The following is a 19866-nucleotide window of genomic DNA, read 5'->3' as shown; positions in this document are numbered from 1 at the left end:
GAGGCCGCCGGTATCCGCATGATCACCATCCACGGGCGCACCCGCTGCCAGTTCTACAAGGGCGCTGCCGATTGGGCCGCGATCCGCGCGGTGACAGACGCCGTGTCGATCCCTGTCATCGCCAATGGCGACATCGTCGACAGCGAGACGGCGGGGGACGCCCTGCGCCTGTCCGGGGCCGATGGCGTCATGATCGGACGCGGGGCGCAGGGACGGCCCTGGCAATTGCAGCAGATCGCCCATGATCTCTTTGACGCCGAGGCGCCCAACATCCCCGAGGGTAGCGCGCTGGCCGACATGATCGCCGGTCACTACGAGGCGATGCTGTCCTTCTATGGCGCGTCCCTTGGCACCCGCGTCGCGCGGAAACATCTGGGCTGGTACATGGATGAGGCGGGCACCAGCAAGGCGCTGCGCCGCGAGGTGCTGACCGCCGGCGACCCGGCCCGCGTGGTCCGGCTGATCCCCCGGATGCTGACGGAAACAGAGGAGATGGCGGCATGATCGACCTGACCGCGACGCTCTGGGCCGCGCTGCCGATTCCGGCGGTGATCATCGACGGCGAGGACCGCATCGCCGATGTGAACCCGGCGGGAGAGCTTTTCCTCAATGCCTCTTCCCGGTCGCTGAAGGGCAACCCGGTCTGGGACAAGATTTTTGTCGATGCGCCGCTGGAAGAGGCCTTTGCGCGGGTCCGCTCGGGGCGTGCGCCGCTCTTCGTCAATGCGGTCGACGTGGGCACGGGCAGCCGCAAGCCCGAAAGCTGTGACGTGCAGATCGCGCCGCTGGCGGAACAGGGCGACCATGTTCTGGTGCTGCTGGAAAGCCGCGCACTGGCGGGCAAGCTGCACCGGGCGCTGACCTCCAAATCCGCGGCCAAATCCGCCATCGGCATGGCCGAGATGCTGGCCCATGAGATCAAGAACCCGCTGGCGGGCATCACCGGCGCGGCGCAGCTTATTTCCATGTCGGTCACGGGCGAGGATCTGGAACTGACCGACCTGATCGTCGCGGAAACCCGGCGCATCGTGAAGCTGCTCGACCAGGTGGAGGAGTTCGGCAATGTCCGACCGCCTGCCGTCAAACCCGCGAATATCCACGATATTCTGGACCGCGCCCGGAAATCCGCCGCCGTGGGGTTCGCCGCCCATATGCGGATCGAGGATGACTATGACCCCTCGCTGCCCTTGACCATGGCCGATCCTGACCAGTTGCAGCAGGTGTTCCTGAACCTTCTGAAAAACGCCGCCGAGGCGGGCCAGCAGGGCGGCACCATCCGTTTGCGCAGCTTCTATGAACCGGGTCTGCGCGTGCGCCGGTCCGATGGTACGCGCGGCGCGGTGCCCCTGCATGTGGAGATCAGCGACGACGGCCCCGGCATCAAGACGGAGATTGCCGCCCATATCTTCGACCCTTTCGTGTCGGGGCGTGAAAACGGCACCGGGCTGGGGCTGGCGCTGGTGTCCAAGATCATCGCCGATCACGACGGCTGGATCGCGGTGGAGTCCGTGCCGGGCCGCACCGTGTTCCGCATTTCCCTGCCGGTTGCACCGTCGCGACCGGCCAAATCGACTGACCGCTAAGGACGACCCAAATGGATGGCACCGTACTTGTCGCCGATGATGATCGCACGATCCGCACCGTTCTGACCCAGGCCCTGACGCGCGCGGGCTGCAAGGTGCATGCGACCTCGTCTCTGGTGACGCTGATGAGATGGGTGGATGAGGGCAAGGGCGATCTGGTGATCTCGGACGTGATGATGCCCGACGGGAACGGGTTGGAAATGCTGCCCAAGATCAGCGAAAAACGCCCCGGCCTGCCGGTCATCGTGATCTCGGCCCAGAACACGATCATGACGGCCATTCAGGCGACCGAGGCGGATGCCTATGACTACCTGCCCAAGCCCTTCGACCTGCCAGACCTGATGAAGCGCTCCGCCCGCGCGCTGGAACAGAAGCGCCGCGCGCCCGCGACCCGCGCCCCGAATGTGTCCAGCAGCGAGGCCCCGCAAGAAGACCTGCCGCTTGTGGGGCGGACGGCGGCGATGCAGGCGCTCTATCGGCTGGTCGCGCGGGTGATGAATGCCGATCTGCCGGTGCTGGTCACGGGCGAAAGCGGGACGGGGAAAAGCCTGATCGCCCGCGCGATCCATGACTTTTCCGACCGGCGCACCCTGCCTTTCGTGACCGTGACCGCCTCTGATCTGGATGCCCCGGACGGGCCTCAACAGGTGCTGGCGCGGGTCCGCGACGGATCTCTCCTGTTTGATGAAATCGGGGATTTCGACGATGCGGCGCAAGGCAAGATCGTGCGGATGCTGGATGGGTTCGGCGATGGCGCGCCGCGTATCATGGCCACCAGCCAGAAGGATCTGACCGAACGGATGGAGGCGGGTGCCTTCCGGCAGGACCTGTTCTACCGCCTGTCCGGTGTCACCCTCTCTGTTCCGGCGCTGCGCGAACGGGTGGATGACATTCCGCTGCTGGCCGAGCATTTCCTGGCCCGCTCCGAACGCGACGGTCTGCCCGCCCGCCGGATGTCGCCCGGCGCGATGGAAATGATCCGCGCCTATAGCTGGCCGGGCAATGTGCGCCAGTTGGAAAACACCGTTCGTCGATTGAGCGTGACCAGCCCGGTCGAGGTCATCGGCAAGCCCGAGGTCGAGGCGGTTCTTGGCAACCAGCCCGAAATCGAGCCGTTGATCGGGTCCGGGGACGGCGAGAAGCTGTCGGCCTCGGTCGCCAAGCATCTCAAGCGCTATTTCGACCTTCATGGCGGAGTCCTGCCGCCGCCGGGGCTTTACACGCGTATCCTGCGGGAAGTGGAAATGCCGCTCATTGAGATCGCGCTGGATGCCACCGGCGGAAATCAGGCGAAATGCGCCGATCTGCTTGGCATCAACCGCAATACGTTGCGTAAGAAGATCACCGACCTTGATATTCGCGTGACTCGCCGCCGGAAGTTGATGTAAAACCGCAACAGTAGCGTTGCCCGCATGTAACGGCGGGAATTGTGCTACCAGATTTTGCGGTCGGGCGGATCGTCTGCCCAACATAAGAGGCTTTTCCGGGTGAGCACCCCTGCGCAGAGTGATGCGGATTCCCCACTGATGCGGTTGCTGGCTCTGCGTCAGCAGCGCCGTCTGCGAACGATCGGCACATTCGCGCTGGTCCTGCTCGGCCCGGTTCTGGCGGTTGCGACCTTCCTTGTCATGGGGCCGCTCGGGCAGGTGGTTGCCTCTCCGTCGTTGCGCCTGGTGCTGCTGGCGGACCTTGTCTACACGCTGGTCGTGGCGGCACTGGTGCTCTATCGCGTGGCCAAGATGATCGCCGCGCGCCGCGCGCAATCGGCGGGGTCGCGGCTGCACCTTCGGCTCACGGGCGTCTTCGTGCTGCTGGCCCTGCTGCCCACGGTGGCGGTGGCGATTTTTGCGACGATCACCGTGAATATGGGGCTGGAGGGCTGGTTTTCCGACCGCGTCCGCAATGCGCTCGGCCATTCGGTGGACGCCGCCCATGCCTATCAGGAGGAGCATCGTGACGACCTGACCGAAGACGCGATTGCGCTTGCCGCCTTCCTGAACCTCAACCGCCGCGCCACACCGTTTCTGGCCGATGGCGACCTGCGCCAGGTGCTCAGCCAGGGGCAGGTGGCGATTCAGCGCGGGTTGAGAGAGGCCTTCGTCATCGACGGCGGCGGCGAGATCCGCGCTCGGGGCGAACGCAGCTATCTGTTTGATTATGAACGCCCGTCCGACGAGGATCTGACCGCCGCAGCGGAAGGCGATGTCATCCTGATCGAGGATCGGACAACCAATGAATTCCGTGCCCTTGTGCGCCTGACAGCCTTTGCCGACCGCTATCTCTATGTCAGCCGAGAGGTGGACGGTCAGATCATCGCGCTGCTGGATGAAACACAGGCAACCGTGGGCCTGTATCGCCAGTTGGAAAGCGAGCGGGGGCAGTTCCTGTTCCAGTTCGGCCTGATCTACCTTGGTTTTGCCGTCATCCTGATCCTTGCCGCGATCTGGCTGGGGCTTTGGTTTGCCGAACGGCTGGCCCGCCCGGTCGGGCGGCTGGCGGGTGCCGCACAGCGGGTCGGTGTGGGCGATCTGGACGTGCGGGTTCTGGAAGAGCCGGGCGACGATGAGATTGCCATGCTGGGACGACTGTTCAACCAGATGACCCGGCAGTTGAAAGGGCAGCGCGAAGCGTTGATCGAACAGCACGACCAGACAGAAGAGCGCCGCCGCCAGTTCGACTCCGTCCTGTCCTCGGTGACTTCGGGGGTGATCGGGCTCGACGCTGATGGCCGGGTCGATTTCATGAACCGGTCCGCCATTCGTCTGCTGGATCTCGTGGAACAGCGCGATCTTGGGATCAGCCTTGCGGTGGCCGTACCGGAATACGAGGCCCTGTTTGCAAGGCTGCGCGACCGGGCCGCCCCGGTGGTGCAGGAGGAAATCAAGGTCACGCGGCGGGGCAAGCTGGAAAGCCTGCTGGTGCGCATGTCGATGCGGATGGATGAGACGGGCGATCTGGAAGGCTACGTGGTGGCCTTCGACGATGTGACCGACCTTGTCAGCGCGCAGCGGATGGCGGCCTGGGGCGACGTGGCGCGCCGCATCGCGCATGAGATCAAGAACCCGCTGACCCCCATCCAGCTGAGCGCCGAGCGGGTGCGGCGCAAGTTCAGCAAGCTGCTGGATGAAGCCGATGCGGAGCAGTTGGGGCAATTGACCGATGTGATCGTGCGCCAGACCAACGACCTGCGCCGGATCGTCGATGAATTCTCCAAGTTCGCGCGAATGCCGGAACCCGAACGCCAGCCGGAAGATCTGACGAAGCTTCTGTCTGACGCGGTGCTGCTGCAAAAGGCCGGTCAGCCGGGTACACGGTTCGTCTCGGATATTCCCGAGGGGCCGGTTCTGTCCGATCTGGATGCCACCATGATCGGGCAGGCGCTGACGAACCTGATCAAGAACGGCGGGGAAGCCATTGAATCCTTGCAGGAAAAAGGCGCACCAGAGGGGCATGAGCCGGAAATTCGAGTGGTGATGACCTTGCAGCCGGAGACGGTCGAGATCACCATCAGCGACAACGGCATTGGCCTGCCGCCCGACCGGGCGCGGCTATTTGAACCATACGTAACGACGCGGGAAAAGGGCACCGGCCTGGGCCTGCCGATCGTCAAGAAAATCATCGAGGAACATGGCGGGTCGCTGGACCTGCTGGATGCGGAACCGTTTCAGGACGGCGCGCATCCGGGGGCGATGGCACGGATCATCCTGCCACGCCTGCCCGAGAGTGAAGGAGACGCGACATGAGTGATATTCTGGTTGTCGACGACGAACGCGATATCCGAGAGCTGATCTGTGACATCCTGCAGGACGAAGGCTTCACGACCCGCATGGCGTCAAACTCCGACGAATGCATGGCCGAGCTGAACAAGGAGCCGCCGGGGATGATGATCCTCGATATCTGGCTCAAGGACAGCAACATGGACGGGATCGACATCCTGTCGCACGTCAAGCGCGACAACCCGGATGTGCCGGTGGTGATCATCTCGGGCCACGGGAACATTGAAATCGCGGTGGCCGCGATCAAGCAGGGCGCGTTCGATTTCATCGAGAAACCCTTCAATATCGACCAGCTTCTGGTGGTGATCCGCCGCGCGATGGAAGTCAGCCGCCTTCGGCGCGAGAACTCGGCGCTCCGCCGTCAGGATGGCCGCTCGGATGAGATGATCGGGGCGGGCGCGGCTTTCAAAACGCTGAAATCGCAGCTCGACAAGGTCACCAAGTCGAACGGCCGCGTAATGCTGACCGGCGGGCCGGGATCGGGCAAGGAGGTCTCTGCCCGCTACATCCACGCGCAATCCGACCGGGCCAATGCCCCTTTCGTGACGGTCAGTTCCGCCTCGGTGTCGCCGGAACATATGGAAGAGGTTCTGTTCGGCCGCGAAAGCCCGGAACGCGGGGTGGAACAGGGGCTGCTGGAGCAGGCCCATGGCGGGGTGATCTTCTTCGACGAGATCGCCGATATGCCGCTTGGCACCCAGTCCAAGATCTTGCGGGTGCTGGTCGATCAGAGCTTTAGCCGCGTCGGCGGCACCTCGAAGGTGCGGGTCGATCTGCGGGTGATCTCCTCTACCACGCGCGACCTGAAAGTCGAGATCGCCGCGGGGAATTTCCGCGAGGAGCTGTATCACAGGCTGAACGTGGTGCCGATTGATGTGCCGAGCCTGGAAGAGAGGCGCGAAGACATTCCCGATCTGGCCCGCCATTTCATCGAGCGGTTCAACCGCGAACAGGGCCTGCCGCTGCGCGATCTGGGTCAGGATGCCGAGGCGATGCTGCAAACCATGCGCTGGCCCGGCAACATCCGGGAATTGCGCAACATGATCGAACGGGTGCTGATCCTGGGCGACGGCACCGGCCCGATCGAGGCGCGCGACCTGCCGGGGCAGGGGGCTGTTGCCAGCGAGGATGAGCAGATTGCCCTGTCGCCCGGCCTGACCACGTTGCCGCTGCGCGAGGCGCGGGAGCTTTTCGAACGGCACTACCTGATGGCCCAGATCAACCGCTTCGGCGGCAATATCAGCCGCACGGCGAATTTCGTCGGCATGGAGCGCAGCGCGCTGCACCGCAAGCTGAAATCGCTTGGCGTGGTGACCACGAACCGCGCGGGGGCCAGGGTGGCACAGGTGGGCGACAGCGAGGAGTGATCCCTTAGGGGTTCACGATCATCGACGCGCCACCGCTGCGCACGACGCAGGTATCGTCGGTCAAGGGCGCCATGATGGTCGAGGCGCGCACGGGCTGGTCCGAGGAACAGATCGGCAGGCTGACCCGCGCATAGCCGCGCCCGCCCATGCAGCCGGCAATGGCCCGTCGGCGCAGATCCTCGTTCACATCTTCGGAATAGGGGTCGCCGCCTTCCCAGTAGCCTTCGCTGGTCACACAGTTTCCGGCGGCATCGCAGGTCGTTTGACCGGGGTGGAAAATGCGGGGCGTGTAGAGCGTGACGATGCTGGGGGGATAGGCGCTTAGCGCCTCGGCTTCGCACAGGGCGATATCGCGGTCGCGATCGGCCACCGATCGGCCTTCGGCATAATACTCGGTCACGTTGCAGGCGGCGAGGGTCAGGAAAGTCAGGGCAAATGCAGCGGGGCGGATCATGGCGGCCTCAGGTCTTTGAAATCAATAGGCGGATCATAACCGGAATCCCCGCCCGCGCCAGAGGGTCTGGCCGGGTCTGACAATTGACGGCTGCGCCCGTCTCTGCCATGCAGAAGGCCCGGCCGCAGCGCGGTCAGACGAGGACGGGCAAGGGCCGATGAAGATCATCATTTGCGGGGCAGGTCAGGTAGGCTGGCAAATCGCGCGTCACCTTTCCGGCGAAAACAACGACGTCACCGTGGTGGACAACAATCCCGAACTGGTGCGCCGGGCGACCGATACGCTCGATGTTCAGGGGATCACGGGTTTCGCGTCCTACCCCGATGTGCTGGACAAGGCGGGCGCGCGGGACGCGGATATGATCATCGCCGCCACCTTTTCGGACGAGGTCAATATGGTCACCTGCCAGGTGGCCCATTCGATCTTTGCCGTGCCGCGCAAGATTGCCCGTCTGCGCGCGCAAAGCTATCTGACCGCCGTCTATTCCGATCTTTACCGGCGCGAACATCTGCCCGTTGACGTGGTGATCAGCCCCGAACGCGAGGTCGCCAAGGCGGCGCTGCGCAGGCTCGCCTCACCCTCGACCTTCGACACGGAATATTTCCTGGGCGGCGAGGCGCTGTTGATGGGCATCCGGCTGGATGACGATTGCCCGGTGGTCAACACGCCGCTGAAGCAACTGTCCGAACTGTTCTCAACCCTGCGCGCGATCGTCGTCGGCGTGCGTCGCGGCGGGACGCTGTTTGCGCCCGATCCGGGCGACCAGCTGTTTGCGGGCGATGAGATCTACGTCTTCACCCATGACAATGACGCTGCCCGCACGCTGGAGATTTTCGGCAAGCCCGTGCACCAGCAGGAACGGGTTGTGATCATCGGGGGCGGCAATGTCGGCCTTGCGGTTGCGCAGGAGCTGGAGAAATCCTCCACCCGTATCCGCGCCCGTGTGATCGAGAAAAGCCGGGAACAGGCCGAGCGTGCCGCCGACGCGCTGAGCCGCACCATCGTGCTGCATGGCGACGGGCTGGATATCGAGATCCTGCGCGAGGCCGGGGTGGAACGCGCTGATGCGGTGCTGTGCGTATCCGATGACGACAAGACCAACCTGCTGGCCTCGGTGCGCGCCAAGGCGGCAGGGGCGGGCATGGCGATTGCGCTGGTGAACGACCCGACCATGGTGCAGATGATGGATGCGCTCGGGATTGACGCCTATGTGAACCCGCGCGCCACCACTGTCAGTTCGATCCTGCGCCATATCCGGCAGGGCCGGGTGCGCGGGGTTTATTCCATCGGCGATGCCGAGGCCGAGGTGATCGAGGCGCAGGTTCTCTCGACCTCGCCCATTGCAGGCCGCGAGCTGCGCGATATCGACATCCCCGAGGGTGCGCTGATCGGCGCGGTGCGCAAGCGTGACAAGGTGATCCGCCCGACCGGGTCCACCCGGATCGAGGAGGGCGACACGGTGGCGATCTTTGCGCTGTCCAAGGATGTGCCCGCGGTCGAGGCCCTGCTGCGCGTCTCGGTCGATTTCTTCTGAGCCATGGGCGCGTATCTTTCCAGAATGCCGCTGCTGGTCCTGCTGGTCGGGATCTGCGCCCTGGCCATGCTGGTGCCCGCTGCCGTCGCGATGATCGAGGAAGACTTTCGCACCGGGCGCAGCTTTTTCTACTCGGCGCTGCTGTTCTTCATCCTGACCGTGGTTCTGGGCTTCGCCACGCAGGGGCTCAAGCCGGTGACCAGCGCGCGAAGTCACTTGGCAGGGCTGGCGCTGGCCTATCTGTTCCTGCCTGCGATTCTCGCGGTTCCACTGGCAGATGCCATTGGCAACACGCGGTATTTCAACGCCTATTTCGAGATGCTGTCCTGCCTGACCACCACCGGCGCGACGCTGTTCGATCCGGCCCGGCTTGGGGATGGGGAACATCTGTGGCGGGCGCTTGTGGGCTGGCTTGGCGGGCTGCTGGTCTGGGTCACCGCGATGGCGGTGATGGCCCCGCTGAACCTTGGCGGCTTCGAGGTGTCGTCGGAATCGCAGGGGCGGCAGGTGGTGTCCAGCGGCGCGCAGATGCAGGCCGCCGCACCTGCGGTCCGCCTGCGGCGGGCTGTTCTGTTTCTGGCCCCGACCTATACCGGGCTGACAGCGCTGCTGTGGTTGCTGCAGGTGCTGGCGGGGGAAAGAGATCTGACGGCGCTGGCCCATGCCATGGCGGTGATGTCCACCTCCGGCATTTCGCCCGAAGGCTCTCTGAATGCCCAACCCGGTGGCTTCCTGTCGGAACTGGTGATCTTCTTTTTCTTCCTCTTCGCGCTGACCCGGCACAGTTTCGCTGATCGCGTCACCCCCGAAACCCCGCGCATGCTGTTTCACGACCGGGAACTGCGTCTGGCCGCCTATGTGGTGATTGCCCTGACCGGGCTGTTCTTCCTGCGCCACTGGATCGGCGCGTTGGAGATCGAGGCCGGGGTCGAGGGACGCTCGGCGCTGACGGCACTTTGGGGAAGTCTGTTCACCATCACCTCTTTCGTGACCACGACCGGGTTCGTGTCCGACTACTGGGCCGAAGCGCGGGGCTGGTCGGGCCTGCCGACGCCGGGGCTTCTGCTGGTCGGGTTGGCGCTGATGGGAGGCGGGGCCGCGACCACGGCGGGCGGCATCAAGCTGATCCGGGTCTACGCGCTCTACAAGCATGGCGCGCGGGAGTTGGGCAAGCTGACCCATCCCCACTCGGTGGCCGCGGGCGGGCGCATGGGGCGGCGCATCCGGCGCGAAGGCGCCTATATCGCCTGGGTGTTCTTCATGCTGTTCATCCTGTCGACCGCTGCGATCATGCTGGCCCTGTCGATGACGGGGCTCGATTTCGAGGACTCCTTCGTGCTGGCCGCCGCCGCACTGTCGACGACCGGCCCGCTGGCGGCGTTCGGCGGAGAGCAGCCGATCGTCTACGCGGCCCTCAGCGATCCGGCGAAAATGGTGCTGATGGGGGCGATGATCCTCGGACGGCTTGAAACGCTGGCCTTGATCGCCCTTTTCAATCCCGGTTTCTGGCGAATCTAGGCCGAATTGCTGCCTTTGCAGCATTCCAAGGCCAAGTTGCGGGAATCGGGGTGGAAATCCGCGAAAAACATGCACATACTCAGAAACAGGTTTTCATCGCGTTCCGCAATAAGGGACGGTAACAAAGAATAAGGCAAGGTTCCCGATGGCCGAAAGCAAGCAGAATCTGCAGGATGCGTTCCTGAACCATGTTCGCAAGACAAAGGTTCCGGTAACGGTTTTCTTGATCAATGGCGTCAAGTTGCAGGGCGTTATCACCTGGTTTGACAATTTTTGCGTCCTGTTGCGCCGTGACGGGCAATCGCAGCTTGTCTACAAGCATGCGATTTCCACCGTGATGCCGGCGCAGCCCATCAATCTCTATGACGGGGAAGAGTGAGCGCACCTGACCTGCACGGGACCGGCAAGTCCGGCCCGACCCGCGCCATTGTCCTGCATCCCGATATCAAATCGGACCGCGACCGCCGTGACGCAGGGCCCGCGCTGCAAGAGGCCGTGGCCCTTGCCGCCGCCTTGCCGGATCTGGAGGTCGTCGATGCTGAGGTCGTGCGCCTTCCCAAGGCGCAGCCGGGTCTTCTGTTCGGCACCGGCAAGATTGCGGAACTGAAAGCGAAGATCGCTGCGGCCGAGGCCGAGCTGGTTCTGGTCGATGGTCCCGTTACGCCGGTGCAACAGCGCAATCTGGAAAAGGAATGGGGCGTGAAGCTCCTCGACCGGACCGGGCTGATCCTTGAAATCTTCGCGGATCGCGCCCGCACGCGGGAAGGCGTCTTGCAGGTCGAACTGGCGGCGCTGTCCTATCAGCGGACCCGGCTGGTCCGTGCCTGGACCCACCTTGAACGCCAGCGCGGCGGGCTTGGTTTTGTCGGTGGCCCCGGCGAAACCCAGATCGAGGCCGACCGTCGTGCCATTGACGAGGCGGTGACGCGGATCAAGCGGCAGCTTGGGAAAGTGGTGAAAACCCGCGCCCTGCACCGGGCATCGCGCAAGAAGGTGCCGTATCCGGTGGTTGCGCTTGTTGGCTATACCAATGCGGGAAAATCCACCCTGTTCAACCGGTTGACCGGCGCGGAGGTGCTGGCCAAGGACATGCTGTTCGCTACGCTCGACCCGACGATGCGCGCCGTGGAACTGCCCGACGGCACCGAGATCATCCTGTCGGACACGGTTGGCTTCATCTCGGACCTGCCGACCCAGCTTGTGGCCGCCTTCCGTGCCACGCTGGAAGAGGTTCTGGATGCCGATCTGGTCCTGCATGTGCGCGACGTGGCCCATGCGGGAACCGAGGAACAGGCCGCTGATGTGGCCGCGATCCTGTCCGATCTGGGGGTCGATCAGAACACCCCGATGATCGAGATCTGGAACAAGATCGACCTGCTGCCCGCGGAGCGTCAGGACGAGCTGCGCGCCGCAGCAGCCCGGCGAGAGGATGTTGTCGCCCTTTCGGCCCTGACCGGGGCCGGGCTGGATGAGTTCCTGGAGGCGGTGACCAGCCATCTTTCGCCGCCACGGTTTTCCTCGGTGGTGGAACTGCCCTATTCTGCGGGGCGCGCGCGGGCCTGGCTGTTCGAAGAGGGCGTCGTGGAAGCCGAAAGCCAGGGTGAACAGGGCTATCGGTTCGACGTGCTGTGGACCGCACGGCAGAAAAAGGCCTTTCATGCGCTGCCGCACAGCTAGGCCGCGATGCTTGGGCGGGCCGGCTGCGCTGAGCCGGAAGAACAGGGGACCGGACCATGGGGTTCTTTTCAGACTACATCCCGCGCTCGGGCGACAAGCTGCTGACGAAATGGGCGCATTACTTCGAGATCTATGAACGGGAACTGACCCGCTTTCGCGCCCGGCCGGTGAGATTCATGGAAATCGGCGTGTTCCGGGGCGGATCGTTGCCGATGTGGAAAGAGTTCTTCGCCCCCGGATCGACCCTCGTCTTCATCGACATAGACCCAGACTGCAAAGCCCATGAAATCGAAGGCACACATGTAGAGATCGGCAGCCAGGGCGACCAGGCGTTTCTGGCATCACTTGCGGACAGATACGGCCCCTTCGACGTCATATTGGATGATGGCAGCCATCTGTGCCCGCACCAGATCGCCTCATTCGAGGCGCTATGGCCGCATCTGGCCGACCGGGGCGTCTACATGGTGGAGGATTGCCACAGCTCCTATTGGCCGGGCTTCGGCGGCGGATACCGGAACGAGGCGAGCTTTATCGAGTACAGCAAACGCCTGATCGACCGGATGCATTCCTGGTACACCGATCAGGACGCGCTGTTTCCCTTCGATGAAATGGCGCGACAGCTCAACAGTGTGCGGTTCTATGACAGCATCGTCGTGTGCGAGAAGCTGGACAAGCAGCAGCCGCCGACCTCGCTGGCCATCCGGAACGGGAAGGTCGAGCCATCCCGCAAGGCGCTGACCGTGCGCAACCGCACCTCTGTCTTTGCGAACAAGGATGGGCGCTAGGCATCAGGGGCGGCGCTGAACCTCTTCCAGCACAAAGACCCGGATGGCCGAGGCCAGCCCGCTTTTCATGCCCCGATCGGCGTCTACCATGGCGGCCAGTTCGTTGATGGACAGGCCGCGCGCCTCTGCGATGCGGCGGAATTCCTTCCAGAACGGCTCCTCCAGCGAAACGCTGGTGCGGTGACCGTGCAGGGTAAGCGAGCGTTTGACGGGGCGCGAGGGCATGGCCGTATTTGGCACGATATCGGCGGGTCAGGAAACCCTTTGCAGCAACGGCGCCTCCCATGGGCGCAGGGCCGGTCGCACAGCGGTATAGTGCGCCATCCGGTCGCCAATGGCCCGCGCAAGGTCTGACCGGGTGCGGGGATCCATCATCGCCATGGTGCGGAACGCGGGTTGAAAGCTTTCGGTCTGCACCCCGTCGCAGAACAGCAATTCATGCCGGTCGAGCAAAAGATGCACATAGCTGATAGGCCGGGCCGACCGATCCACGACCACGCGGGCGCCATCCACCAGACCCTTGGCGGGCGCCAGTATCTCCTCGTCATGGAACAGCAGTGCCGCATCGCCAAGGCAGAACCGGTGCTGCGGCGAGACGCGGATATCGCGGGCCGGGCGTCCGGGCCCGAAGGCATCCTTGCGGATCAGAACGGGGTGCAGATCGCCTGCCACGCGTTTCAGACCCGGAATATCGCTGCGCCCGATCCAGCGCAGGGGTTGCGGGCCATTATCGGCGGTCAGCAGCATGTCACCGGGGCGCAAATCCGCGGCGGGAACCGGCCCGCGCGGCGTGTCGATGCGGCAATCGGGGGTGAAGCAGACGACCTCATCATATTCAATGCCGTTGGTATCCGACCATCCGCCCGAAAAACACCTGATCGTGCTGCCCTCGTCGAAGGCGGAGTCGGCCTGCGGGATCAGATAATAACCGTCCGATGTGTAGCTGTAGACAATGTCTTCGGTGTGGACGTTCCCGTCGCTATCCTCGAACCGAGTCTTGATCGTGCCGGACCACTGGATCGAATGGCCAACACCGTCAATCGAGACCATTTCGGCGCTGCCGGTGTCCTGCCCGTACCAATCGAGCTGATCGTCATCATCGGTGACGGTGAAGTCGACCGAATCCGAGTATTTCGTGAACCCGGCCCATTTATAGGCCGTCATATCATATGTCGGCATCGCGAATCCCCCAAGCGCGGCATTGGAGGGACTGTCGGATAAAGGGCTTGAGAAAGCGTTTACGTGTCCGCGTCGTCTTCGCTGCGATGCGCGTCCAGATCGCGACGGGCCTTGTCGCGGCGGGCGGAGTCCAGCGATTTCTCGGCCTTCGTCCGCCCGTATTTCACGGCATTTTCGTCGGCACGGGCCTTGCGTTCGGCCCGCGCCTTTTGTTTGCGAAACCGGTTCAGATTGACCGGCTCTGCCATTACGCCTTGGGGCCGATCATCTGCTCGGGCCGCACCACGCGGTCGAAGGTTTCCTCGTCCACGAAGCCGAGCGCGATGGCCTCTTCCTTCAGGGTCGTGCCGTTCTTGTGCGCGGTCTTGGCGACCTTGGTAGCGTTGTCATAGCCGATGGTGGGCGCCAGCGCCGTCACCAGCATGAGCGATTCCTTCATCAGCTTGTCGATGCGCGGCTCATTGGCCTTGATGCCGTTCAGCATCCGCTCGGTGAAGCTGTCAGCCGCATCGCCCAGAAGCTGGATGGATTGCAACAGGTTATAGGCCATCATCGGGTTGTAGACGTTGAGTTCAAAGTGCCCCTGGGAACCTGCGAACTTGATCGCCGCGTCATTGCCCATCACATGGGCCGCGACCTGCGTCAGCGCCTCGGCCTGTGTCGGGTTGACCTTGCCCGGCATGATCGAACTGCCCGGCTCATTCTCCGGCAGGATCAGTTCACCAAGGCCCGAGCGGGGACCGGAGCCAAGCAGGCGGATGTCATTGGCGATCTTGTAGCAGCTGCCTGCGACCGTGGCCAAAGCGCCCGACATGAAGACCATCGCGTCATGGGCGGCCAGCGCCTCGAACTTGTTGGGGGCGGTCACGAAGGGCAGGCCGGTGATCTCGGCCATGTGGCCCGCAACGGCGCTGTCCCAGCCCACTTGCGTGTTCAGCCCGGTGCCCACGGCGGTGCCGCCCTGCGCAAGCTCGTAGATGCCGGGCAGGCAGGCCTCCACGCGCGCGATGCCCTGCCGGATCTGGTGGGCGTAACCGGAAAACTCCTGGCCCAAAGTCAGCGGCGTCGCATCCTGTGTATGGGTGCGGCCGATCTTGATGATGTCCTTGAACTCTTCGGCCTTGGCGTCCAGGCCGGCCAGCAGCTTGTTCAGCCCCGGCAACAGTACGTCCCGTACGCTCATCGCGGTGGCGATGTGCATGGCCGTGGGGAAGGTATCGTTCGACGACTGCCCCATGTTGCAATGATCGTTCGGGTGGACGGGGTCTTTCGACCCGATCACGCCGCCGAGGATTTCGATCGCGCGGTTGGCGATGACCTCGTTGGAGTTCATGTTCGACTGGGTGCCCGACCCGGTCTGCCAGACCACCAGCGGGAAGTTGTCGTCGAACTTGCCCTCGATGACCTCGCCTGCCGCCTGAATGATCGCGTCGGCCAGTTTCGCATCCAGCTTGCCGGTGGATTTGTTCTCCATCGCGCAGGCCTTCTTGATCACGCCAAGCGCGCGCACGATGGCAACGGGCTGCTTTTCCCAACCGATGGGGAAGTTCATGATCGAGCGTTGTGTCTGCGCGCCCCAATACTTGTCGGTGGGAACTTCCAGAGGTCCGAAGCTGTCGGTCTCGGTGCGGGTTGCGGTCATGGATTGGCCTCCTGCAAATGCGTTGCGACAGGCTATAAGGCGCAAGCGACACGGGGGCAATCATCGCCGCGCGATGTTGGCGCAATCAGCCGCAGTCAGGGGCGCGGGGAAGGATCTTCGAAGATCCTTTCAAAGCCCTTGCAAGGGCTTTCCCCCGCCCCGATCAGACGGCAGGGCAGGCGAAGCGGTAGACACGCGCGGGGGGCAGGTTGCCCCAGATCTTGCGGCTGGTGGTCCAGGTCAGGCCCATGGCCGCGCGGATCTCGGCCTTGACGGGCGGTTTCGGGCCATAGGTGAACTGGATATAGCTGCCGGTCGGGCCAACCTGCTTGAACGTGCCGGTCAAAATGGCGTTCTGCAGATCATAGGGCATCGACAGCAGCGGCAGGCCCGACACCACCGCCTGCGCGCCCTCAACGGGCAGTTCGCCCACGTCGCCTGCCGACATCTGGTAGACATTCAGCCCCGGGAAATCCGCGCGCAGCCGCTCGCAGAAGACCGGGTTCATCTCGATGGAATGGATTTTTTCAGCCGGAATGCCCCGGTCGATGATCGCCTGCGTGATCCGGCCCGTGCCCGCCCCCAACTCGATGACAGGGCCGCCCTCAGGGTCCAGCGTCGCCGCCATCTCCGCCGAAAGTGCACGGGACGAGGGCGCCAGCGCCACCACCTGATGGGGTTTCTTCAGAAGCTGCGCAAGGAACAGACCAAGATCGCCGGACATGGGATACCCTCAGGAAAATGCTTTCCCGCGCCATAAGCCACGCCCCGCGGTCCCGCGCAAGGGACAAGGGCGCGCGTCATCAAAGCGTCTTGGCGTCAGTGGTTCTTGCGGAACGTATCCAGCCGCACGACCTCGGCATCGTGATGCGGTTCGTGCCCGCTCTCATCCTCTGCCGCATCATCGCCGGGCGGTTCATCGTCGGGATCCTCCTCGACCTGGGTCTCGAACCGCAGGCCGAACTCCACCGAGGGGTCGACGAAGGTCAGGATGGAATCGAAGGGAATGCGCAGCGGCTCGGGGTTGTCGCCGAAATTCAGCGTGACCCAGAACCCGTCATCATCCACCCGCAGATCGTCAAACCAGTGCTGGATGACGATTGTCATTTCGCCCGGATAGCGATCATGAAGCCAGGGGGCGATGTCCACATCGGGGTGGCGCGTGTCGAAGGTGATGAAAAAGTGGTGCTCGCCGGGCAGGCCGGTTTCCGCCACGCCTTCCAGAACGGATTGTATCAGGCTCCGCATGGCGCGGTGCATCAGGCGGCCATAGGCAATCGTTTCGGAAGGTTCGTCAGTCATCCACAGCATCCCGGTCCAGTTGGCCCTACCATAGAAGATTCGGGGCCGATGAAAAGATGCGGAAGACGCAAGCGGCCCGGCGCCGTGCTGCAAACTGTTGGCGGAACATGCAGACCGCCGACATTTTTCACACCCGATCCGCGCCCTTGCCCTAAAATCACCAAGATAGGGGGGCAGTCTGACGGTCAATCAACATGCGAAAAAAGCTGGATAAAAGCTGTCATGACCCGAGCAGACCAAGGCCCCGAGATTGGGGAAAACGATATCGCCATCGTCGGGATGGCCGCGCATCTTCCGGGGGCGGAGGATGTGCAGGCCTATTGGCGCAACCTGCGCGACGGGATCGAATCCATCCGCAGGCTCAGCCGAGAGGAGCTGCTGGCCGCGGGCGAGGCGCCGCATCTCATTGACCGGCCCGACTACGTGCCCGCCGCCGCCGTTCTGGACGGGTTCGAACGGTTCGACGCCGACTTCTTCGGGCTGTCGCCGAAAGAGGCCGCGATCATGGATCCGCAGCACCGCCAGTTCCTGGAAGTGGCATGGGAAGCGATGGAACAGGCGGGCCATGTCCCCGATAGTTTCGATGGAAATATAGGGGTTTACGCGGGCTGCGGCATGGGCAGCTATTTCTATTTCAACATCTGTTCCAACCGCGATCTGGTGGATCAGACAGGCATGTTCCTGCTGCGCCACACCGGAAATGACAAGGATTTCATGGCCACGCGGGTGAGCCATATCTTTGATCTCAAAGGCCCCTCGATCAACATGCAGACGGCCTGTTCCACCTCTCTCGTCGCGACCCACTACGCCTGTCAGGCGCTGTTGATGGGCGAATGCGACATGGCGCTGGCGGGGGGCGTGACGATCGAGCTGCCGCACGCGCGCGGCTACCTCTTCAAGGAGGGCGAGATCCTGTCGCCCGACGGCCATTGCCACGCCTTCGACCATCGCGCGCAAGGCACGGTCTTCGGCTCGGGCGCGGGCTGCGTGGTGCTGCGCCGGGCAGCCGATGCCTTTGCCGATGGCGATCACATTTGGGCCATAATCAAGGGCTCGGCGGTGAACAATGATGGCGCCGACAAGGCAGGCTATCTCGCGCCCTCCGTCGGCGGGCAGGCCGAGGCGATTGCCGAGGCGCAGGCGCTGGCGGGCGTGCGTGCCGATACCGTCGACTATGTCGAATGCCACGGCACCGGCACCTATCTGGGCGACCCCATCGAGGTCGCGGCCCTGACCGACGCCTTCCGCCGCACGACAAACGCCGTGGCTACCTGCCGGATCGGGTCCGTGAAGACCAATATCGGGCATCTGGATACGGCAGCAGGGGTGGCGAGCCTGATCAAGGCATCGCTCGCGCTGCATCACCGGCAGATTCCGCCCTCTCTGGGCTATGAGACGCCGAACCCGGCGATTGGCTTCGATGGCTCTCCCTTCGTGGTGAACGACCGGTTAACCGACTGGCCCCGCACCGATCATCCGGCGCGGGCGGGGGTCAATTCGCTTGGGGTGGGCGGTACCAACGCCCATGTGGTGCTGGAGGAAGCGCCCGCGCGCGTGGCGTCGGAGCCATCCGATTTCCCGTTCCAGCTGCTCTGCCTGTCCGCACGCGGGAAATCCGCGTTGGAGGGCAATGCCGAGAGGCTCGCCACGCATCTGGAGGCTAAACCCGAGGAAGACCTCGCCGATGTGGCTTGGACGCTGAAGGAAGGGCGTCGCGCCTTCGAACGTCGCCGCGTGGTTGTGGCGGAAACGCCCGAAGAAGCTGCCGCCGCCCTGCGCGAAAACGATCCGCGCCGGGTGTTCACCCATACGGTCGTCAGCGACAGTCCCGAGATCACCTTCATGTTCCCCGGCGGGGGTGCGCAATATGCGGGCATGGCGCGCGATCTCTATGAGACCGAGCCGGTCTTCGCCGACTGGATGGATCGCGGGTTGTCGGTGCTGGAACCCAAGCTCGATTTCGACATCCGCGCGCTCTGGCTGCCGGAACCGGGCAACGAGGACGCCGCGAATGAGCGGCTGAAGACGCCCTCGGTCCAGCTGCCGCTGATCATGATCGTGGAATATGCGCTGGCGCAGCTCTGGATGAGTTGGGGGGTGCAGCCCAAGGCGCTGATCGGCCATTCCATGGGCGAAAATACTGCCGCCTGTCTGGCGGGCGTGATGTCGTTCGAGGATTGCATCGGCCTTGTCCACCTGCGCGGGCAGCTGATGGATTCGGTCGAACCCGGCGGGATGCTGTCGGTGGCTCTCAGCCCCGAGGCACTGGCCCCCTATCTGGGCGAGGACCTTGATCTTGCCGTGGTGAACGGGCCGGAGATGTGCGTCGCCTCCGGCGCTGATGCGGCGTTGGATCGTTTGGCCGAGCGGCTTGAGGCCGAGGACATCCACTGCCAGCGCATCGCGATCAACATCGCCGCCCATTCCCGGCTGCTCGACCCGATTCTGGACCGTTTCGGCGACTATCTGCGGTCGATCACTCTGCATGCCCCGCAGATCCCCGTGATCTCCAACCGCACGGGCCAGATCCTGACCGATGCCGAGGCGCAAAGCCCCGACTACTGGGTCAGCCACCTGCGCGGCGCGGTGAGGTTTGCGGACGGGTTGACGACGCTCGCGGAGACGCCTTCGCGCGTTTACCTCGAAGTCGGCCCCGGCAAGGCGCTGACCTCGCTGGCCGGTCAGCACCCGAAGATCGACGCCAACCAGGTCATCAACAGCTTGCGTCACCCCGATGACGCAACGGCCGATGACGCCTATTTCCTCGCCACGCTTGGCCGCATCTGGGCCGTGGGCGGCAGTTTCGACTGGGGCCAGTATTGGGGAGAGGCGCGCCGCAATCGCGTGGTTCTGCCGACCTATGCTTTCCAGAAAAGCCCCTATTTCATCGAGCGCGCCGAGCCGCAGGTTGAGGCCGCAAGCGACTGGCTGATGCGAGAGGATGACCCCGCGAAATGGGGATGGAAACCGGTCTGGCGGCCCACCTACGCGCCCTGCGAGGTGGATCTTGCGGGCGATCTGTCGGATGCCGCGCGGGAAAGCTGGCTCA

At 63.9% G+C, this 19866-nt stretch carries 18 protein-coding genes; 11 read left to right on the top strand and 7 right to left on the bottom strand.

From position 1 onward, the window contains the following. The 5 genes from BKY26_RS08665 to ntrX form a co-directional block, all read left to right on the top strand. Positions 1-504 (top strand): tRNA dihydrouridine synthase (locus BKY26_RS08665; protein WP_193600176.1); only part of this gene is annotated, 504 nt, incomplete at its 5' end. Next, a complete protein-coding gene (locus tag BKY26_RS08660) occupies positions 501-1583 on the top strand; it encodes a two-component system sensor histidine kinase NtrB (protein ID WP_071690004.1) in 1083 nt (360 codons plus the stop codon). The genes BKY26_RS08665 and BKY26_RS08660, both read left to right, overlap by 4 nt. An 11-nt stretch (positions 1584-1594) precedes the next feature. Next, positions 1595-2971 carry a response regulator gene (locus BKY26_RS08655; RefSeq protein WP_071690003.1) on the top strand — a complete coding sequence of 459 codons (1377 nt, stop codon included), beginning with the start codon at positions 1595-1597 and terminating at the stop codon, positions 2969-2971. Between the two features lie 138 nt (positions 2972-3109). Next, the gene (locus tag BKY26_RS08650) at positions 3110-5326 is read left to right on the top strand and encodes a sensor histidine kinase NtrY-like (protein ID WP_071690002.1); all 2217 of its coding nucleotides are present in this window, start codon (positions 3110-3112) and stop codon (positions 5324-5326) included. Further along, the gene (gene ntrX, locus BKY26_RS08645; protein WP_071690001.1) at positions 5323-6726 is read left to right on the top strand and encodes a nitrogen assimilation response regulator NtrX; all 1404 of its coding nucleotides are present in this window, start codon (positions 5323-5325) and stop codon (positions 6724-6726) included. Before BKY26_RS08650 ends, ntrX begins: the two co-directional genes overlap by 4 nt. 4 nt (positions 6727-6730) lie before the next feature. On the opposite strand, the gene BKY26_RS08640 is transcribed toward ntrX, so the two are convergent. Then, positions 6731-7180 carry a hypothetical protein gene (locus BKY26_RS08640; RefSeq protein ID WP_071690000.1) on the bottom strand — a complete coding sequence of 150 codons (450 nt, stop codon included), beginning with the start codon at positions 7178-7180 and terminating at the stop codon, positions 6731-6733. Positions 7181-7337: 157 nt separating this feature from the next. Between BKY26_RS08640 and trkA the strand changes: the two genes are divergently transcribed. From trkA to BKY26_RS08615, 5 genes are all read left to right on the top strand, one after another. Beyond that, positions 7338-8714 (top strand): Trk system potassium transporter TrkA, encoded by a 1377-nt coding sequence (trkA, locus tag BKY26_RS08635; RefSeq protein ID WP_071689999.1) that lies wholly within the window; start codon positions 7338-7340, stop codon positions 8712-8714. A 24-nt stretch (positions 8715-8738) separates the two neighbouring features. Further along, entirely contained in the window at positions 8739-10232 is a 1494-nt protein-coding gene (locus BKY26_RS08630; protein WP_227434970.1) for a TrkH family potassium uptake protein, read from the top strand. A 145-nt stretch (positions 10233-10377) separates the two neighbouring features. After that, the gene (hfq, locus tag BKY26_RS08625; protein ID WP_071689997.1) at positions 10378-10611 is read left to right on the top strand and encodes an RNA chaperone Hfq; all 234 of its coding nucleotides are present in this window, start codon (positions 10378-10380) and stop codon (positions 10609-10611) included. Further along, positions 10608-11909 carry a GTPase HflX gene (hflX, locus tag BKY26_RS08620; protein ID WP_071689996.1) on the top strand — a complete coding sequence of 434 codons (1302 nt, stop codon included), beginning with the start codon at positions 10608-10610 and terminating at the stop codon, positions 11907-11909. The genes hfq and hflX overlap by 4 nt, the downstream gene beginning before the upstream one ends. 56 nt (positions 11910-11965) lie before the next feature. Then, complete coding sequence (locus BKY26_RS08615) at positions 11966-12694, top strand: class I SAM-dependent methyltransferase (RefSeq protein WP_071689995.1); 729 nt, start codon at positions 11966-11968, stop codon at positions 12692-12694. A gap of 3 nt (positions 12695-12697) precedes the next feature. On the opposite strand, the gene BKY26_RS08610 is transcribed toward BKY26_RS08615, so the two are convergent. From BKY26_RS08610 to BKY26_RS08585, 6 genes are all read right to left on the bottom strand, one after another. Continuing rightward, positions 12698-12919, bottom strand: a complete 222-nt coding sequence (locus tag BKY26_RS08610; RefSeq protein ID WP_071689994.1) for a ribbon-helix-helix domain-containing protein — start codon at positions 12917-12919, stop codon at positions 12698-12700. A 27-nt stretch (positions 12920-12946) separates the two neighbouring features. Beyond that, positions 12947-13873, bottom strand: a complete 927-nt coding sequence (locus BKY26_RS08605; protein WP_071689993.1) for a Hint domain-containing protein — start codon at positions 13871-13873, stop codon at positions 12947-12949. Between the two features lie 59 nt (positions 13874-13932). Further along, positions 13933-14121 carry a DUF4169 family protein gene (locus BKY26_RS08600; RefSeq protein WP_071689992.1) on the bottom strand — a complete coding sequence of 63 codons (189 nt, stop codon included), beginning with the start codon at positions 14119-14121 and terminating at the stop codon, positions 13933-13935. Then, the gene (gene fumC, locus BKY26_RS08595) at positions 14121-15515 is read right to left on the bottom strand and encodes a class II fumarate hydratase (protein ID WP_071689991.1); all 1395 of its coding nucleotides are present in this window, start codon (positions 15513-15515) and stop codon (positions 14121-14123) included. Before fumC ends, BKY26_RS08600 begins: the two co-directional genes overlap by 1 nt. Before the next feature lie 163 nt (positions 15516-15678). Then, positions 15679-16239 (bottom strand): class I SAM-dependent methyltransferase, encoded by a 561-nt coding sequence (locus tag BKY26_RS08590; RefSeq protein WP_071689990.1) that lies wholly within the window; start codon positions 16237-16239, stop codon positions 15679-15681. Positions 16240-16334: 95 nt separating this feature from the next. Beyond that, positions 16335-16817: an SspB family protein gene (locus tag BKY26_RS08585; protein ID WP_071690005.1), complete on the bottom strand. Its 483-nt coding sequence runs from the start codon at positions 16815-16817 to the stop codon at positions 16335-16337. Positions 16818-17039: 222 nt separating this feature from the next. Here BKY26_RS08585 and BKY26_RS08580 point away from each other — a divergent pair. Then, positions 17040-19866 (top strand): type I polyketide synthase (locus tag BKY26_RS08580; RefSeq protein ID WP_131541811.1); only part of this gene is annotated, 2827 nt, incomplete at its 3' end.

It is taken from the genome of Nioella sediminis (assembly GCF_001879695.1).
Classification (GTDB): domain Bacteria; phylum Pseudomonadota; class Alphaproteobacteria; order Rhodobacterales; family Rhodobacteraceae; genus Nioella; species Nioella sediminis.
This window is presented reverse-complemented; position numbering and strand designations above follow the sequence as displayed.

Excerpts from the sequence above, each read along its gene's own strand:
- BKY26_RS08660 (WP_071690004.1), top strand. The coding sequence starts at position 501 with ATGATCGACCTGACCGCGACGCTCTGGGCCGCGCTGCCGATTCCGGCG.
- BKY26_RS08655 (WP_071690003.1), top strand. The coding sequence starts at position 1,595 with ATGGATGGCACCGTACTTGTCGCCGATGATGATCGCACGATCCGCACC.
- BKY26_RS08650 (WP_071690002.1), top strand. The coding sequence starts at position 3,110 with ATGCGGTTGCTGGCTCTGCGTCAGCAGCGCCGTCTGCGAACGATCGGC.
- ntrX (WP_071690001.1), top strand. The coding sequence starts at position 5,323 with ATGAGTGATATTCTGGTTGTCGACGACGAACGCGATATCCGAGAGCTG.
- BKY26_RS08640 (WP_071690000.1), bottom strand. The coding sequence starts at position 7,180 with ATGATCCGCCCCGCTGCATTTGCCCTGACTTTCCTGACCCTCGCCGCC.
- trkA (WP_071689999.1), top strand. The coding sequence starts at position 7,338 with ATGAAGATCATCATTTGCGGGGCAGGTCAGGTAGGCTGGCAAATCGCG.
- BKY26_RS08630 (WP_227434970.1), top strand. The coding sequence starts at position 8,739 with ATGCCGCTGCTGGTCCTGCTGGTCGGGATCTGCGCCCTGGCCATGCTG.
- hfq (WP_071689997.1), top strand. The coding sequence starts at position 10,378 with ATGGCCGAAAGCAAGCAGAATCTGCAGGATGCGTTCCTGAACCATGTT.
- BKY26_RS08615 (WP_071689995.1), top strand. The coding sequence starts at position 11,966 with ATGGGGTTCTTTTCAGACTACATCCCGCGCTCGGGCGACAAGCTGCTG.
- BKY26_RS08610 (WP_071689994.1), bottom strand. The coding sequence starts at position 12,919 with ATGCCCTCGCGCCCCGTCAAACGCTCGCTTACCCTGCACGGTCACCGC.
- BKY26_RS08605 (WP_071689993.1), bottom strand. The coding sequence starts at position 13,873 with ATGCCGACATATGATATGACGGCCTATAAATGGGCCGGGTTCACGAAA.
- BKY26_RS08600 (WP_071689992.1), bottom strand. The coding sequence starts at position 14,121 with ATGGCAGAGCCGGTCAATCTGAACCGGTTTCGCAAACAAAAGGCGCGG.
- fumC (WP_071689991.1), bottom strand. The coding sequence starts at position 15,515 with ATGACCGCAACCCGCACCGAGACCGACAGCTTCGGACCTCTGGAAGTT.
- BKY26_RS08590 (WP_071689990.1), bottom strand. The coding sequence starts at position 16,239 with ATGTCCGGCGATCTTGGTCTGTTCCTTGCGCAGCTTCTGAAGAAACCC.
- BKY26_RS08585 (WP_071690005.1), bottom strand. The coding sequence starts at position 16,817 with ATGACTGACGAACCTTCCGAAACGATTGCCTATGGCCGCCTGATGCAC.